This window comes from Mycobacterium sp. (assembly GCF_032159565.1).
Taxonomy (GTDB): Bacteria; Actinomycetota; Actinomycetes; order Mycobacteriales; family Mycobacteriaceae; genus Mycobacterium.
Genome location: NZ_JAVHWR010000220.1, coordinates 1 through 14308, shown reverse-complemented (window position 1 = coordinate 14308; position 14308 = coordinate 1). Strand labels below are relative to the sequence as shown.

The 14308-nt window shown below is 66.0% G+C and carries 16 protein-coding genes and 1 tRNA gene; 7 read left to right on the top strand and 10 right to left on the bottom strand.

The features are described from left to right. Both QOC76_RS30180 and QOC76_RS30175 read right to left on the bottom strand, forming a co-directional pair. Positions 1-716, bottom strand: a 716-nt coding sequence (locus QOC76_RS30180; RefSeq protein WP_526363508.1) for a cation diffusion facilitator family transporter, incomplete at its 3' end; no start/stop codon positions are given. Beyond that, positions 713-1138: an ArsR/SmtB family transcription factor gene (locus QOC76_RS30175; protein ID WP_526363506.1), complete on the bottom strand. Its 426-nt coding sequence runs from the start codon at positions 1136-1138 to the stop codon at positions 713-715. The genes QOC76_RS30175 and QOC76_RS30180, both read right to left, overlap by 4 nt. Before the next feature lie 130 nt (positions 1139-1268). Between QOC76_RS30175 and QOC76_RS30170 the strand changes: the two genes are divergently transcribed. Then, positions 1269-2276: a YncE family protein gene (locus tag QOC76_RS30170; RefSeq protein WP_526363504.1), complete on the top strand. Its 1008-nt coding sequence runs from the start codon at positions 1269-1271 to the stop codon at positions 2274-2276. 91 nt (positions 2277-2367) lie between these two features. Here the strand turns inward: QOC76_RS30170 and QOC76_RS30165 are convergent. From QOC76_RS30165 to ponA2, 4 genes are all read right to left on the bottom strand, one after another. Next, a tRNA-Pro gene (locus QOC76_RS30165) sits at positions 2368-2441 on the bottom strand. Between the two features lie 303 nt (positions 2442-2744). Then, positions 2745-3851: an L-cysteine desulfhydrase Cds1 gene (gene cds1, locus QOC76_RS30160; RefSeq protein WP_526363502.1), complete on the bottom strand. Its 1107-nt coding sequence runs from the start codon at positions 3849-3851 to the stop codon at positions 2745-2747. Beyond that, positions 3848-4804 (bottom strand): metallophosphoesterase, encoded by a 957-nt coding sequence (locus QOC76_RS30155; RefSeq protein WP_526363500.1) that lies wholly within the window; start codon positions 4802-4804, stop codon positions 3848-3850. Before QOC76_RS30155 ends, cds1 begins: the two co-directional genes overlap by 4 nt. A gap of 71 nt (positions 4805-4875) precedes the next feature. Then, the gene (ponA2, locus tag QOC76_RS30150) at positions 4876-7326 is read right to left on the bottom strand and encodes a transglycosylase/D,D-transpeptidase PonA2 (RefSeq protein WP_526363498.1); all 2451 of its coding nucleotides are present in this window, start codon (positions 7324-7326) and stop codon (positions 4876-4878) included. Positions 7327-7616: 290 nt separating this feature from the next. On the opposite strand from ponA2, the gene QOC76_RS30145 reads away from it, so the two are divergent. Beyond that, entirely contained in the window at positions 7617-7973 is a 357-nt protein-coding gene (locus tag QOC76_RS30145) for a WhiB family transcriptional regulator (RefSeq protein WP_526363496.1), read from the top strand. A gap of 86 nt (positions 7974-8059) precedes the next feature. On the opposite strand, the gene bagB is transcribed toward QOC76_RS30145, so the two are convergent. Next, on the bottom strand, positions 8060-9190 hold the full coding sequence (bagB, locus tag QOC76_RS30140; RefSeq protein WP_526363494.1) for an ATPase BagB: 1131 nt from the start codon (positions 9188-9190) through the stop codon (positions 8060-8062). A gap of 31 nt (positions 9191-9221) precedes the next feature. Continuing rightward, a complete protein-coding gene (gene bagA / locus QOC76_RS30135) occupies positions 9222-10241 on the bottom strand; it encodes an ATPase BagA (RefSeq protein WP_526363492.1) in 1020 nt (339 codons plus the stop codon). 47 nt (positions 10242-10288) lie between these two features. On the opposite strand from bagA, the gene sp36 reads away from it, so the two are divergent. From sp36 to QOC76_RS30120, 3 genes are read left to right on the top strand one after another with little or no spacing between them, the layout of a single operon-like run. Continuing rightward, entirely contained in the window at positions 10289-10450 is a 162-nt protein-coding gene (gene sp36, locus QOC76_RS30130) for a Sp36 family protein (protein ID WP_156662974.1), read from the top strand. Then, the gene (locus QOC76_RS30125) at positions 10447-10905 is read left to right on the top strand and encodes a RidA family protein (RefSeq protein WP_526363489.1); all 459 of its coding nucleotides are present in this window, start codon (positions 10447-10449) and stop codon (positions 10903-10905) included. Before sp36 ends, QOC76_RS30125 begins: the two co-directional genes overlap by 4 nt. Before the next feature lie 60 nt (positions 10906-10965). Further along, the gene (locus QOC76_RS30120; RefSeq protein ID WP_526363514.1) at positions 10966-11736 is read left to right on the top strand and encodes an MBL fold metallo-hydrolase; all 771 of its coding nucleotides are present in this window, start codon (positions 10966-10968) and stop codon (positions 11734-11736) included. Positions 11737-11828: 92 nt separating this feature from the next. On the opposite strand, the gene crp is transcribed toward QOC76_RS30120, so the two are convergent. Both crp and QOC76_RS30110 read right to left on the bottom strand, forming a co-directional pair. Beyond that, positions 11829-12503 carry a cAMP-activated global transcriptional regulator CRP gene (gene crp / locus QOC76_RS30115; protein ID WP_526363487.1) on the bottom strand — a complete coding sequence of 225 codons (675 nt, stop codon included), beginning with the start codon at positions 12501-12503 and terminating at the stop codon, positions 11829-11831. A 101-nt stretch (positions 12504-12604) separates the two neighbouring features. Further along, entirely contained in the window at positions 12605-12907 is a 303-nt protein-coding gene (locus tag QOC76_RS30110) for a hypothetical protein (RefSeq protein WP_526363512.1), read from the bottom strand. Positions 12908-13157: 250 nt separating this feature from the next. Here QOC76_RS30110 and nth point away from each other — a divergent pair, with 250 nt between their 5' ends. Then, a complete protein-coding gene (nth, locus tag QOC76_RS30105) occupies positions 13158-13838 on the top strand; it encodes an endonuclease III (protein WP_526363510.1) in 681 nt (226 codons plus the stop codon). A 17-nt stretch (positions 13839-13855) separates the two neighbouring features. Beyond that, a partial coding sequence (locus QOC76_RS30100) for a TlpA family protein disulfide reductase (RefSeq protein WP_526363485.1) occupies positions 13856-14308 on the top strand: 453 nt, incomplete at its 3' end.

The following is a 14308-nucleotide window of genomic DNA, read 5'->3' as shown; positions in this document are numbered from 1 at the left end:
CCGATGATGGGGTCGGCCAGGGGGAAACCCAGGGCGACGCCGCCTGCTCCGAAGAGAACGGCCAGCGAGGTGAATCCGTCTGTGCGGGCGTGTAATCCGTCGGCGACAAGGGCGGCTGAGCCGATACGACGCCCGACGCGGATTCGGTAGACGGCGACGAGTTCGTTTCCGATGAACCCGACTAGACCGGCGGCCGCGACCCAGCCGACATGCTGTATCGGCACCGGGTTGATCAGGCGTCGGATCGATTCGAATCCGGCGATGATGGCTGACATGGTGATCATTGCGATCACGAACAGTCCCGCGATGTCTTCGGCACGACCGAACCCGTAGGTGTAGCGCCGCGTCGCGGCCTTGGTTCCGAGTGCAAACGCGATCCACAACGGAATAGCAGTCAGGGCGTCGGAGAAGTTGTGCACGGTGTCGGCGAGCAGCGCAACCGATCCCGAGACCATCACGATGACCAATTGAGCGACCGACGTGGCACCCAGTGCGAGAAGGCTGATCTTCACCGCCCGGATTCCGGCGGCGCTGGACTCCAAGGCACCGTCGATGCTGTCGGAGGCGTCGTGGCTATGCGGGGCGAATACTTCCCGCAGCGCGGCACCGAGCTTGCCGCCGCGTCCGCCGTGGACGTGTCCGTCGCTGTGGCCATGACTGTGATCAGTCCCATGATCGTGTCCGTCGACGGCGTCCTGACGGCTCTCGTGCGTCACGCGGGTCGTCCCTTCGCTCGGGCCGCGTTCAGCTCGGCGTTGACGGTGTCGGGATGCAGGGTCGCTAGTTCGGCGGCGTCGCGGTGGTGGCCGGGCACGCCGGGTCCGGCGTGTTCGGCGTTGAAGACCGCGTCGGTGACCAGTTGCCGAATGTGGTCGTTGTCGAGGCTGTAGAAGATGGTGGTGCCCACGCGACGTGTGCGGACCAACCGCGCCATCCGCAGCTTCGCCAGGTGCTGGGATACCGACGGCGCGGGTTTTCCGACATGAGTGGCCAGGTCGTTGACCGACATCTCACGGCTTACCAGCGCCCACAACACCTGGACGCGGGTGGCATCCGCCAGCATTCGAAACACTTCGACCACCAGGTCCACCTGGTCGTCCGGAAGCCGACGAGCACAAGCTCCCTTATCTGCATTCATTCATAGATAATAGGCCTCTGGTAGCGGCAGGCGATTAGGGCGCCCCCTTGACAACGGAGAACTCAGTCGCAAGGCGGCGGGTACGGTCGAAAGCCAGCGCACTGAACCGTGGGCGAGTGCAGTAAGGGCGATGGCGGTGCATGAATGGACAGGGCTGCTGGCCGGGGCGGTCTTGACGGTTGCCGTGGCGGGATGCTCGACATCACCGCGGTCGACTGAGTTACCGCTGCGGCAGGTGTCCGAGACGCCACTCAGTGGTGGTCCGGTTCGGTTCGACTACACCGCGCTGGATGCCGAACGCGGACGGCTCTTCATCGCCCACATGGGTGCCAGTGAACTCATCGACGTTGACATACGCGCCCACGCCGTCGTGCGGACATTGCCTGACCTGCCCGACATCCATGGGGTCATCGTCGTTCCCGACACGCATCGGGTCTACGCGACCGCGACCGGAAACAACCAGTTAGTCGCCATCGACGAAGAGTCCGGAGCGGTCGTGTTCCGCGCGCCGACTGGCACCTATCCAGACGGGCTGGCCTACGACCCGGTTCGGCGCACGGTGTGGACGACCAACGAGAATGCGGGCACCGAAACGGTGATCGACGCTGAGACCGGCGCAGTGCGGGCAACGATTCCGCTGGGCGGTGAGGTAGGGAACGTGGTCTACGACTCGTTTCTCGACCAGATGGTGGTCGCGGTGCAGGGCCGTAACGACCTCGCCATTATGGACCCGGACAGTTCTACGGTGACGGAGCGGATTCCAACACCGGGCTGCGATCATCCGCACGGCCAGGCGCTTGATATCACAGACCAGGTGATGTTCGTCGGCTGTGAAGCCAACGCCAGCATGGTGACGGTTGACTTGGTGAACCGAAACGTGATTGACCATCATGCAGTCGGCGAGACGCCCGACGTTTTGGCTTACGATGCTGGCGCTAAGCGCGTCTACGTCGCCGCCGAAAGCGGCTGGATCAGCGTTTTCGATCATGACCGCGGCCACCTGACGCTGCGGGGTTCGGCCTTTCTGGCCGACGGGGCGCATTCACTGGCTCTGGACCCAACGACACACCACAGCTACATTCCTGTCCCCAAGGGTCGCGACGATTCTCCCGCGCTATGGGAATTCCAACCGTCCTAGAGGCCCGTACTGCGGACCAGCTGCGGACTGGCACAGAAAAAGGCCCCGACCAGGATGACCAGTCAGGGCCTCTCACTTGCGATGACACGAGTCGGGGTGGCGGGATTCGAACCCACGACCTCTTCGTCCCGAACGAAGCGCGCTACCAAGCTGCGCCACACCCCGCGTGAAGCCACGACAGCGTATCGCACCGGCCAGGTGCGCTGCCAAATCGATATGGCACGGGCCGATATGCGCGAAGTGGTGGCTGGAATGACGCGATCGAGTGACGCATGTCACGCCACGCCGCGGGGATGGAACTTGATTGTCGGTGTCGTTATGCACAATGACGGCAGGAAGCCGCACATCGGTTTAAGGCAGGCGCGAGATGACTGGATTGGGAGCGTCCATTTACGTGGGTTTCTTCGTCCTGGCTGCGCTGTGGCTGTTTCTGACATCCGACGGGCCCCTCACCCGGGACCCCGACGATCAGCGCAGGCGGCCGGACCGCTCGAACTCCACGAGCTCACCGGCGGCGGCTGACGGGTCAAGCCCGGCGCTGTCCAGCCATTCGGCACTGAAATAGGTGTCGGCGTAGCGATCGCCACTGTCGGCGATCAGCGTGACGACCGACCCGCTGCGCCCTTCGGCGACCATCTCCGCCAGCACGTGAAACGCTCCCCATAAGTTGGTGCCGGTCGACGGCCCCACCCGACGGCCCAGCACCGTGCTGACGTGATGTGCGGCGGCGACCGACGCGGCGTCGGGCACCGTCAGCATCCGGTCGACGACATCCGGCAGGAATGACGGCTCGACCCGTGGCCTGCCGATTCCCTCGATCCGTGACGACATCCCGGTGACGACGTCGCCGCGCCCCTGCGCATAGGCCGGAAAAAACGCCGAGTTCTCCGGGTCCACCACGCACATCCGAGTGGCGTAGCGCCGGTATCGGATGTAGCGACCGATGGTCGCGCTGGTCCCTCCGGTGCCCGCGCCGACGACGATCCACTCCGGTATCGGATGGGCCTCCTGCCCCATCTGCAGGTAGATGGACTCGGCGATGTTGTTGTTGCCGCGCCAGTCGGTGGCCCGTTCGGCGTTGGTGAACTGGTCCAGGTAGTGCCCGCCGGTCTCCGTCGCCAGCCTCTCGGCCTCGGTGTACACCTGAGATGATTCCGCGACGAAATGACAACGGCCACCTTGTGATTCGATGAGCTTGATCTTCGATACACTCGTCGACGACGGCATCACCGCGATGAACGGCAGACCCAGCAGCGCCGCGAAATAGGCTTCGGAAACCGCCGTCGAACCCGACGACGCTTCGATGACGGTGGTGTTCTCACCGATCCAGCCGTTGCACAGCGCATACAGGAACAGCGACCGCGCCAGCCGGTGCTTGAGGCTGCCGGTGATGTGGGTGGACTCGTCCTTCAGATACAGCGCGACGTCGACGCCGTCGCACCAGGCGCACGGCAGCGGATAGCGCAGAAGGTGGGTATCAGCGCTGCGCCGGGCGTCGGCCTCGATCAACCGAACGGCGTTGTCCACCCACGCGCGTGGCCGGCTGCGAGTCGCACTCGACGGCGCGTCTTTCACCGCACCGAAGCGGTCGGATGAGATTGCCCCACCCGCGTGCCGGCGTCACGACCGCCGGTCGGGGCGGCCACCAACGTCAACAGCGTCGCCTCCGGCCTGCAGCAGAACCGCAGCGGGGCGAACGGCGACGTGCCGATGCCTGCGGAGACGTGCAGTGCCATGTTGGCGCCCCAGCGCGACGCCCCCTTGGCCCGCGACCGGTCCAGGTCGCAGTTGGTGACGATGGCACCGTAGAACGGTAGGCAGAGCTGGCCGCCGTGGGTGTGGCCTGCCATCACCAACTGGTAGCCGTCGGTGGCGAACCGGTCGAGCACGCGGGGCTCCGGCGAATGCGTGACGCCCAGCCGCAAGTTCGCGGTCGGATCGGCGGGGCCCGCGATGGTCTCGTAGCGGTCGCGCTTCAGGTGCGGGTCGTCCACGCCTGCGGCGGCGATCCGCAACCCGGCGACCTCGACGTCGCGGCGCGTGTGAGTCATGTCGAGCCAGCCGCGCTCGGTGAACGCTGCCCGCAGATCCTGCCACGGCAGCGGCTGACCGAACGAGCGGTGCGACGGGTTGGTCAGGTAGTTGGCCGGGTTCTTCAACCGCGGTCCGAAGTAGTCGTTGCTGCCGAACACGAAAACGCCAGGCACCGAGAGCAGGTCGCCCAACGGCTGTACGACGGCGGGCACCGCCTTCGGGTGAGCCAGATTGTCACCTGTGTTGACCACCAGATCCGGCTGCAGACTAGCCAGCTCACGCAGCCACGCCTGCTTGCGTCGCTGGTTCGGCCGCATATGGATGTCGCTGATGTGCAGCACCCGCAACGGCGTTGAACCGGGGGTCAGCAGCGGCATGGTGATCTCGCGGGTCACGAACGCATTCCGCTCGATGACCGACGCGTAGCCGATACCGGCCGCGAGAGTGCCTGCGGCCACAGCGGCGGATTTCTTCAGGGTCGAAGCGGCGGGCATGCAAGGCAGCCTACTGCCAGTCGGATGCCCGTACCGCTCTCACCCGCGGTGCGTTACCGCGACCACACGGTTTACGGAGGCGGTGGCGCCGCAGGCGGCGGCGGCCCGAGTATGGGAACCGTGATCGGCGGCAAGCCCGGGATCTCGACCACCGTCGAGCCGGCAATCGGTGGCAGTCCAGGGATCGCACCCGCAGGCGGTGGCGGCGGTGGTGGCGGGATGCCGTTGCTGATCTGAATGGTGATGATCGAGCCTGGCACGGTCTGGCCCGACGGTGACGTCCCGACCACTGTGCCGTAGGACGAGGCGCTGTTGACCGTGTTGGCCTGGTCGGCGACCTGGAAGCCGGCCTCTTTGAGCCGCTGGCGTGCCAGATTCTGGTCCATGCCCGAAACGCTGGGCACCTTCGAGCCCGGGGCACCGTCGACGTAGCGTGGATCGGTCGGCGGCAGCTTGACCTCGCCGAAGTTATTGGCGATCGGCTTCATTGCGGTGAACCAGGTGCGTGCCGGCTCATTGCCACCGAACAGGTCACCGGATCCGCACTGACGCAACGGGAACGAGCACAGCTCGCCCGGCGAGGTGGAGTCGTCATAGATGTAGTTGGCGGCCGCCAACGTATTGGTGAACCCCAGGAATGCCGACGAGCGATGCGCCTCGGTGGTGCCCGTCTTTCCGGACATCGGCAGGTCCCAGCCCGCGGAACCGGCCGACCCGGCGGCTGTGCCTCCCCCTTGGTCGTCCTTGCTCATGGCATTGGCCAGCGTGTTCGCCAGACCCTCGGGAACCACCTGTTCACAGGTCTCGGTGGTCACCGAAACCTCTTGGCCGCGACGGTCGAAGACCTTGTCGATCGGATTCGGCGGGCACCACACGCCGCCGGACGCCAGGGTCGCCGCGACGTTGGAGAACTCGAGCGCGTTGACCTCTATCGGGCCCAGGGTGAACGACCCCAGGTTCTGCCTTTTCACGAAGTCGGCGAGGCTTTCGTTGCTCTCCGGATCGTAGTCGCGGGCCGTGCCGGGCAGCGCATAGGACCGCAGGCCGAGCTTGACTGCCATGTCCACCGACCGCTGCACGCCGACCTGCGAGATCAGTTTCGCAAACGCGGTGTTCGGCGAGGTGGCGAGGGCGTCGGTGACATTCATCGCGCCGCGATACCCGCCCGCGTTCTTCACGCACCAGGTTTCTTTCGGACAGCCGGGGGTGTCGCTGCTGCCAAGGCCCTTCGCCTGGAACTGCCCCGGCACGTCCAATTGGGCATTGATGCCCATTCCCATGTCCAAGGCGGCGGCGGTGGTGAAGATTTTGAATGTCGAACCTGCACCGTCGCCGACGAGTGAGAACGGTTGCGGCTGCATGGTTTCCCCGGCGTCGATGTTGAGGCCGTACGTCCGGTTACTGGCCATCGCCAACACCGGATGGGAGTCCTTGCCGGGCCTGACCACGCTCATCACGCTGGCGATGCCCTGGATGTCGGGGCTCGCGATGCCGTCGATCGCGGACTTCACCGGCGCCTGGACATCGGGGTCCAGCGTGGTCTTGATCAGATAGCCGCCCCTGGCCACCTGCTCCTTGCTGATGCCTGCGCGGGCCAGATAGTCCAGCGCGTAATCACAGAAAAAGGCCCGGTCGCCTGCGGCGATACAGCCGCGGGGCAGCTCCTGCGGCTGCGGCAGGATGCCCAGCGGCTGCTCCTTGGCGGCGCGCAGCGCATCCGCTTCCTGCGGGATGTTGTCGATCATCGTGTCGAGCACGAGGTTGCGGCGTTCCAGCGCGCCGTCGGGATTCGTGTAGGGGTTCAGCGTGCTGGTGGACTGCACCATGCCGGCCAGCAGCGCTGCCTGCTGCCAGTTCAACGCGGAGGCGTCGATGCCGAAGTAGGTCTGAGCGGCGTCCTGCACGCCGAATGCGTTGTTGCCGAACGACACCAGGTTCAGATAGCGGGTGAGGATCTCCGGCTTGGTGAACGTCTTGTCGAGCGTCAGCGCCATCCGGATCTCGCGCAGCTTGCGCGCCGGTGTGGTCGCGATGGCGGCCCGCTTCTCCGCATCGGTCTGCGCGATCACCAGCAGCTGATAGTTCTTCACGTACTGCTGTTCGATGGTGGAACCGCCGCGGGTGGCGCTGTCGCCCGCCATATAGCCGGACAGACCCGTCAGCGTGCCCTTCCAGTCGACGCCGTTGTGCTCGGCAAACCGTTTGTCCTCGATCGAGACGATGGCCAGCTTCATCGTGTTGGCGATCTGGTCGCCCGGCACCTCGAACCGGCGCTGCGAATACAGCCACGCGATGACGTTGCCCTTGGCGTCGACCATCGTCGACACGCCGGGCACCTCTCCCTCGACGAGTTGGGCCGAGCCGTTAGCAACGACATCGGAGGCCCGGTTCGACATCAGGCCGAACCCGCCGACGACCGGAAACATCAAACCCGCGGCCACTACGCTGGCCAACAGGCAACACCACGCCAACTTGATGACCGTGACCGTCGCCGGCGGTCGATTCGGCGGGCGCTCCGGCATGCCCTACAGAGTAACGAGGTTGTCGCCGTGTCTTCGCCCGGCAGCAGGATTGCCAGCGTAAACGGCGTGACGGCTCATCGAGGGGTGCTGCCGCTTCGGCGAGTCTGGACGGTTGTCCCAAAAAAGGGGCAAACAAACTGTTGCGTAAATAGCGTGTGACCACCTAGCTTGTACCTACAGTGCGATTCAGGTAACAAAGACCTCCGCAATGTGGCGTAGATCGCATCAGCGTTCTACACCAAGGGACTGAGCCGTCAAGTAACGGCGGCTGGACTTAAGGGGAAACGCTGGTGTCGAGCACACGGGCAGTCGCGCGCAGGACAACTACAACCACTCTTCCCACCAGTTTGGTCCAAGGAGTAGAGGCCGAGGCCCGTATCGCATGGGTTTCCCAGGCCCGGTGTCGGCAAGCCGACCCCGACGAGTTGTTCGTCCGAGGTGCCGCTCAGCGCAAAGCCGCAGTGATCTGCAGGCACTGCCCGGTGATTTCCGAATGCGGGGCCGACGCCCTCGACAACCGCGTCGAGTTCGGCGTGTGGGGCGGGATGACGGAGCGCCAGCGCCGCGCACTGCTCAAGCAGCACCCCGAGGTGGTGTCCTGGGCCGACTTCTTCGCCGCCCAGCGCAAACACCGCAGCGCCGTCTAAGAGGAAACGCCGCTCCGGCGACGATCGCGGCTACAGCTGATTGCCGGACTTCTCAAAGCGGCTTGGGCCGCTTGATCGTCGTCCGGCTATGCCGCGGAAGCTTCGCCGGTTATCTGGTCGGCAATGGCGCGCAGCGCCTCGAGATCCGAAACGTCGAACGGCAATGACGGCACCCCGACGATGGACACATGCGGGTTGGCTCCCGTGAACCGCGACAGCAGCCGAACCTCGCGCTTGGCGGTGCCCGCCCTGGCGGCGTGAATACGCAGCACCGCGGCGGTCAGCGACTCGGGGTCCTCGGCGGCCAGCACGTCGGCTGCTTCCGCGGCCTTGTCGGCATGCAGCGACGTGAGCGTCGGGTGGGTCCGGTTCAGGATCAGCCCGGCCAGCGGCATGCGCTCCTGCGAAAGCCGGTCGACGAAGAACGACGCCTCACGCAGAGCGTCCGGTTCGGCCGCCGACACGACGACGAACTGTGTGCCGCGCCGCTTCAGCAGTTCATAGGTGCGGTCGGCCTTCTCCCGGAATCCGCCGAACGTGGCGTCCAGCGACTGCACGAAAGCGGCGGCGTCGGAGAGCATCTGCGAGCCGAGCACCGTCGACAGCGCGCGCATGGCAAGACCCATGGCGCCGGACACCAGCTTGCCGATTCCACGGCCGGGGCCGAGCAGCAGCTTCCACAGCCGGCTGTCCATGAAGCCACCCAGCCGTTTCGGCGCGTCCAGGAAGTCCAGCGCGTTGCGCGACGGCGGCGTGTCGACGACCACCAGATCCCACCGGTCCTCGGCCAGCAACTGGCCGAGCTTCTCCATCGCCATGTACTCTTGCGTGCCCGCCAGCGAGGTGGCAACCGTCTGATAGAACTGGTTGTCCAGGATCGCTTGTGCGCGTTCGGGTCCCGAGTACTGGATCACCATCTCGTCGAACGTGCGACGCATGTCGAGCATCATCGCGTGCAGCTCGCCGGACACTTCCGGGGCCAGCGGAACGCGCTGCGGCGTGTTGCCCAGGTCCTTGATGCCAAGCGCCTGGGCCAGGCGTTTGGCCGGGTCGATAGTCAGCACGACGACCGTCCGGCCGTACTCGGCGGCGCGCAGCGCCATCGCCGCGGCGGTGGTGGTCTTGCCGACACCGCCTGCGCCGCAACAGACCACGACGCGATTGGACCTGTCGGACAGGATCGAGGCCATGTCCAGCGCCGGCGGCGTGGTGCTCATCTCACGCTCCTTGTGGTCCGACTCATTTCGTTCATCGGACGCCTTGATTGTTGAGCGCTTCGGCCAATTCGTAGAGGCTGCCGAGGTCGACACCGTCGGGGATGGCGGGCAGCTCGAGCCGCGGCATCTCGATCTCCTCTAGTTGCTCCGCGCTCTCGGCACGCGCCGCGATGCGGGTGGCGTGCTGAATGGCTTCGGTCAGCAGACCGGCAAAGTCGCTGTCGGACAACGTGATTCCCGACTTGGTCAGATCGCCGCGCACCTGGTCGGCGTCGACGTCGCCCTCGGCCGCCTTGGCGAGCGCGTCAGGTGCCAGGTAGGCGGGGATGTTGCGGTTGACGATCACGCTGCCGATGGGCAGCCCCAGATCCTGCAGCTCGTCGATCGCTTCGATCGTCTCCTGCATCGGCAGCGCTTCGAGCAGCGTCACCAGATGGATGGCCGTGAGGTCCGAATGCAGCACCTTGACCACGCTCTCGGCCTGCGAGTGCACCGGGCCGCCCTTGGCGAGATCCGAAACAGCCTTGGTGACGTCGAGGAAGCGGGCGATCCGGCCGGTGGGCGGGGAGTCGACCACGACCGCGTCGTAGACCGGATGCTTACCTTTCTCCGCGCGGGTGACGATCTCCCGGATCTTGCCGGTGAGCAGCACATCGCGTAGGCCGGGCGCGATCGTGGTGGCGAACTCGACGGCGCCGATGCGGCGCATCGCCCGGCCCGCCAGCCCGAGGTTGTAGAACATCTCCAGGTACTCGAGGAAAGCCGCTTCGATGTCGATGGCCAGCGCGTTGACTGTGCCGCCGCCGTCGGCGGTGGCGATCTTCACTTCCTCGTAAGGCAGTGGCGGAACGTCGAAGAGTTGCGCAATGCCTTGGCGCCCTTCGACTTCGACCAACAGCACCTTCCGGCCGCCCGCGGCCAACGCCAGCGCCAGCGATGCGGCGATGGTGGACTTGCCCGTGCCGCCTTTGCCGGTGACGAAATGCAGCCGCGCCTTGGTCAGACGCGAGGGCCAGCCGACCGTCTTCCGGTCGTTCGCTTCGGTAGCCACCCTTGCATGCTAACGAAACCTGTGAGGCGCCCGATAAGCTCGGCCACATGAGCGAAACCACCCGCTGGGAGTACGCGACGGTCCCGTTGCTGACACATGCCACCAAGCAGATCCTCGACCAGTGGGGGGAGGACGGCTGGGAGCTGGTCTCGGTGCTGCCCGGCCCCACCGGCGAGCAGCACGTCGCTTACCTGAAGCGGCCGAAGTGACCGACTGGTCTACCCGGCTGTCTGAACTGGGCATCGAGCTGCCCCCGGTCGTCAAACCGGTCGCGGCATACGTGCCCGCGGTGCGGACCGGCAATCTCGTCTACACCGCGGGGCAGCTGCCGATGGTCGCCGGTGAACTTCCTGCGACCGGGTCGGTGGGCGGCGGGGTGACACCCGAGGAGGCCAAGGCCCTGGCCAGGATCTGTGCGCTCAATGCGCTGGCCGCCGTCGACTCGCTTGTGGGTATCGATGCCATCACCCGGGTGGTCAAGGTCGTCGGGTTCGTCGCATCCGCGCCCGGGTTCCACGGTCAGCCCGGCGTCGTCAACGGCGCATCGGAGCTTTTCGGCGAGGTGTTCGGTGACGCGGGCGCGCACGCGCGGTCCGCGGTCGGGGTGGCCGAACTGCCGCTGAACGCGCCCGTCGAAGTCGAACTGATCGTCGAGGTCGCGTGAGCGACGATCGGGCAGAGGTCGCGTGAGCGACGATCGGGCAGAGGTTGCGTGAGCGCGGCCGTGCAGCATCCCGCCTACGGAGTGTTGCGCCCGGTGACCGAGACGGCGTCGGTGCTCCTGTGCAACAACCCCGGGCTGTTGACGCTGGACGGCACGAACACGTGGGTGCTGCGGGGCAGGGGCAGCCACGAGATGGTGATCGTCGACCCGGGGCCCGACGACGACGAGCACATCGCCAAGATCGCCGATCTCGGCGCAATCCCCCTTGTTCTGATCAGCCACAAGCATGAAGACCACACCGGCGGCATCGACAAGCTCGTCGAGCGCACCGGCGCGGTCGTCCGCTCGGTCGGAAGCGGGTTCCTGCGTGGCCTCGGTGGCCCGCTGACCGACGGCGAGGTCGTCGATGCCGCCGGGTTGCGGATCGCGGTGATCGCGACGCCGGGGCACACCGCCGACTCGCTGTCGTTCGTCCTTGACGACGCCGTGCTGACCGCGGACACCGTGCTCGGGCAGGGCACGACGGTGATCGACTCCGAAGACGGCGCCCTCGGCGACTACCTCGAGTCGCTGAAGCGGCTGCAGGGCCTTGGCCACCGAAAGGTGCTCCCGGGGCACGGCCCCGATCTCGACGACCTCGAGGCCGTGACCGCGAGATACCTGGCGCACCGCGAGGAGCGGCTCGATCAGGTTCGTGACGCGCTGCGGACACTTGGCGACGACGCCACCGCGCGCCAAATCGTCGAACACGTCTACACCGACGTCGACGAAAAGCTATGGGACTACGCCGAATGGAGCGTTCAGGCCCAGCTCAACTACTTACGTTCCTGACGCCCAAACTCACGTTTCGGCGCAAAAGTGCGAGTAGAAATCGCCAAAATGTCGATCTCGGCGCAGCGGGTCAGCGATCTCGGCGCAGTTGGTCAGCGCGCTCGGCGGGCCAGCCTCTCGCTGTCGGATATCAGCACGCTCTTGCCCTCGAGCCGGATCCACCCGCGGTGCGCGAAATCGGCCAGTGCTTTGTTGACCGTCTCCCGCGAGGCGCCGACCAATTGGGCGATCTCCTCCTGAGTGAGGTCGTGCGTCACCCGCAGGGCGCCGCCCTCTTGCGTGCCGAAGCGCTGTGCCAGCTGCAGCAGCTGCTTCGCGACGCGGCCGGGGACGTCGGTGAAGATCAGATCGGCGAGGTTGTTGTTCGTGCGACGCAGCCGGCGGGCGAGCACCCGCAGCAGCTGCTCGGCGATCTCCGGTCGATCGGCGATCCAGGCGCGCAGCGCGTCGCGATCCATCGAGACCGCCCGCACCTCGGTGATAGTGGTCGCGCTCGACGTCCGCGGTCCGGGGTCGAAGATCGACAATTCACCGAACATGTCCGACGGGCCCATGATGGTGAGCAGATTCTCGCGTCCGTCCGGGGACCGGCGACCAATCTTCACTTTGCCCGAGATGATGATGAACAGCCGATCGCCAGGCTCCCCTTCAGCGAACACGGTGTGTCCACGGGGGAAGTCGACGGGCTGCAGTTGCTTCGTCAGTGCGGATACGGCGGTCGGCTCGACTCCCTGGAAGATTCCGGCCCTGGCCAGGATCTCGTCCACGTTGCCCCTCTTAAGCTGTTGAGTGATATGACATGCGCATGCCGACCTCTAAACGGTTTGTGAGATCAGTCTAGAGGCTGGCTATTTCGTGCCTAGTCACGCTACACACGATTGGCGTGCCGAGACGGCTGAAATTCAGGATTTTCGCTGTTGTGTGCACAGACCGGCGTTGGCAAATTCGGCCAGTCGACTGCGATGCTAAGTGGCCTGGCAACCTCTGCATCGGCGAAGCGCTCGTGTAAACGACGATGCATGCCGTCCAACGCCGTCGGCATGCCGTCCAGCGCCAGAGTGCGAACGTCGTCGGCCTGCGCCTGCTCGAGAAATTCGGCGACATCGGCGGCCGAAACGGTGTCGTGGTCGAGCCCCGATTCGAGGCGCTCCAGCCCGAAGGTCGCGAGCATCAGCAACCCCGGGATTAGTACCACGAGCAACGACGACACAAGGAGGTAGTAAACACGCCGAACATCTCGGTGGGATCACGAATTGTCACCGGTCCGCACCTCGGATTGTCGGCGCGCTCAGTACGCTTGCAGCGTGACTGTTGGTGGCCCTTCGGCCGAGAAAGCGGCGCAGGCCAAGCCGCGCGGGCAGGCCGCTGCGCGCAAATGGGATTCAGAGACGCATATCGGCTTGGTCCGACGGGCGCGGCGGATGAATCGCGAACTCGCGCAGGCGTTTCCGCATGTGTACTGCGAGCTGGACTTCACCAACCCGCTGGAGCTCACGGTAGCGACCATACTTTCGGCGCAGAGCACCGACAAGGGCGTCAACCTGACCACCCCTGCCTTGTTCAAGAAGTACCGGACCGCGAAGGACTACGCGCAGGCCGACCGCACCGAGCTCGAGGAAATGGTGCGGCCGACGGGTTTCTACCGAAACAAGGCGAACTCGCTCATCCGGCTGGGCCAGGAACTCGTCGAGCGGTTCGACGGCGAGGTGCCTGCCACCATGGCGGAGCTCGTGACACTGCCCGGCGTCGGCCGGAAGACCGCCAACGTGATCCTCGGCAACGCCTTCGACATTCCCGGCATCACGGTCGACACGCATTTCGGCAGGCTGGTCCGGCGGTGGCGGTGGACCGAGCTCGAGGACCCGGTGAAGGTCGAGCACGCGGTCGGTGAGCTGATCGAGCGCCGCGAGTGGACCCTGCTCAGCCACCGGGTGATCTTTCACGGCCGCCGCGTCTGCCATGCCCGCAAGCCTGCGTGCGGCGTGTGCGTACTCGCCAAGGACTGCCCGTCGTTCGGGGAAGGACCGACGGATCCGCTTGTTGCTGCGCCGCTGGTGAAGGGGCCGGAGACCGAACACCTGCTGGCGCTGGCCGGGCTGTAGCCGACCTCGCCCGCGTCATGAGCACGTCGACCCGATGGACCGTGGCGGTGCTGGCCGTCGTCGTCGCGCTCGGAGTCGGGCTGTGGGTCCAGCTGGACCGGAGTGGACCGACGGGTGGGCCGGGCCAAGCACCGGGCCAAGCGCCCGCCAGGGAGCAGCGCGACGCCGACACTTCGGAGGCGCTCGCCGAGCCGCGGGCGCGGGCACACCTGCCGCCATGTCCGGCCGACGGCCCCGGTGTGGGGCCGCCGAAACTGCGGGGAGTCACGGTCGAGTGTGCGAGCGACGGCGCCGACGTCAACGTTGCGAAGGCCCTTGCCGGCCGCGCGGTGGTGCTCAACCTGTGGGCGTATTGGTGTGGGCCGTGCGCCGACGAACTGCCCGCCATGGCCGAGTATCAGCGCCGGATGGGTTCGGCGGTGACAGTCGTGACGGTGCACCAGGACGAGAACGAGACCGCGGGGCTGCTG

Coding starts and splice junctions, on each gene's coding strand:
- QOC76_RS30175 (WP_526363506.1), bottom strand. CDS start 1,138: ATGAATGCAGATAAGGGAGCTTGTGCTCGTCGGCTTCCGGACGACCAG.
- QOC76_RS30170 (WP_526363504.1), top strand. CDS start 1,269: ATGGCGGTGCATGAATGGACAGGGCTGCTGGCCGGGGCGGTCTTGACG.
- QOC76_RS30155 (WP_526363500.1), bottom strand. CDS start 4,804: ATGCCCGCCGCTTCGACCCTGAAGAAATCCGCCGCTGTGGCCGCAGGC.
- ponA2 (WP_526363498.1), bottom strand. CDS start 7,326: ATGCCGGAGCGCCCGCCGAATCGACCGCCGGCGACGGTCACGGTCATC.
- bagB (WP_526363494.1), bottom strand. CDS start 9,190: ATGAGCACCACGCCGCCGGCGCTGGACATGGCCTCGATCCTGTCCGAC.
- sp36 (WP_156662974.1), top strand. CDS start 10,289: ATGAGCGAAACCACCCGCTGGGAGTACGCGACGGTCCCGTTGCTGACA.
- QOC76_RS30110 (WP_526363512.1), bottom strand. CDS start 12,907: ATGCTCGCGACCTTCGGGCTGGAGCGCCTCGAATCGGGGCTCGACCAC.
- nth (WP_526363510.1), top strand. CDS start 13,158: ATGAATCGCGAACTCGCGCAGGCGTTTCCGCATGTGTACTGCGAGCTG.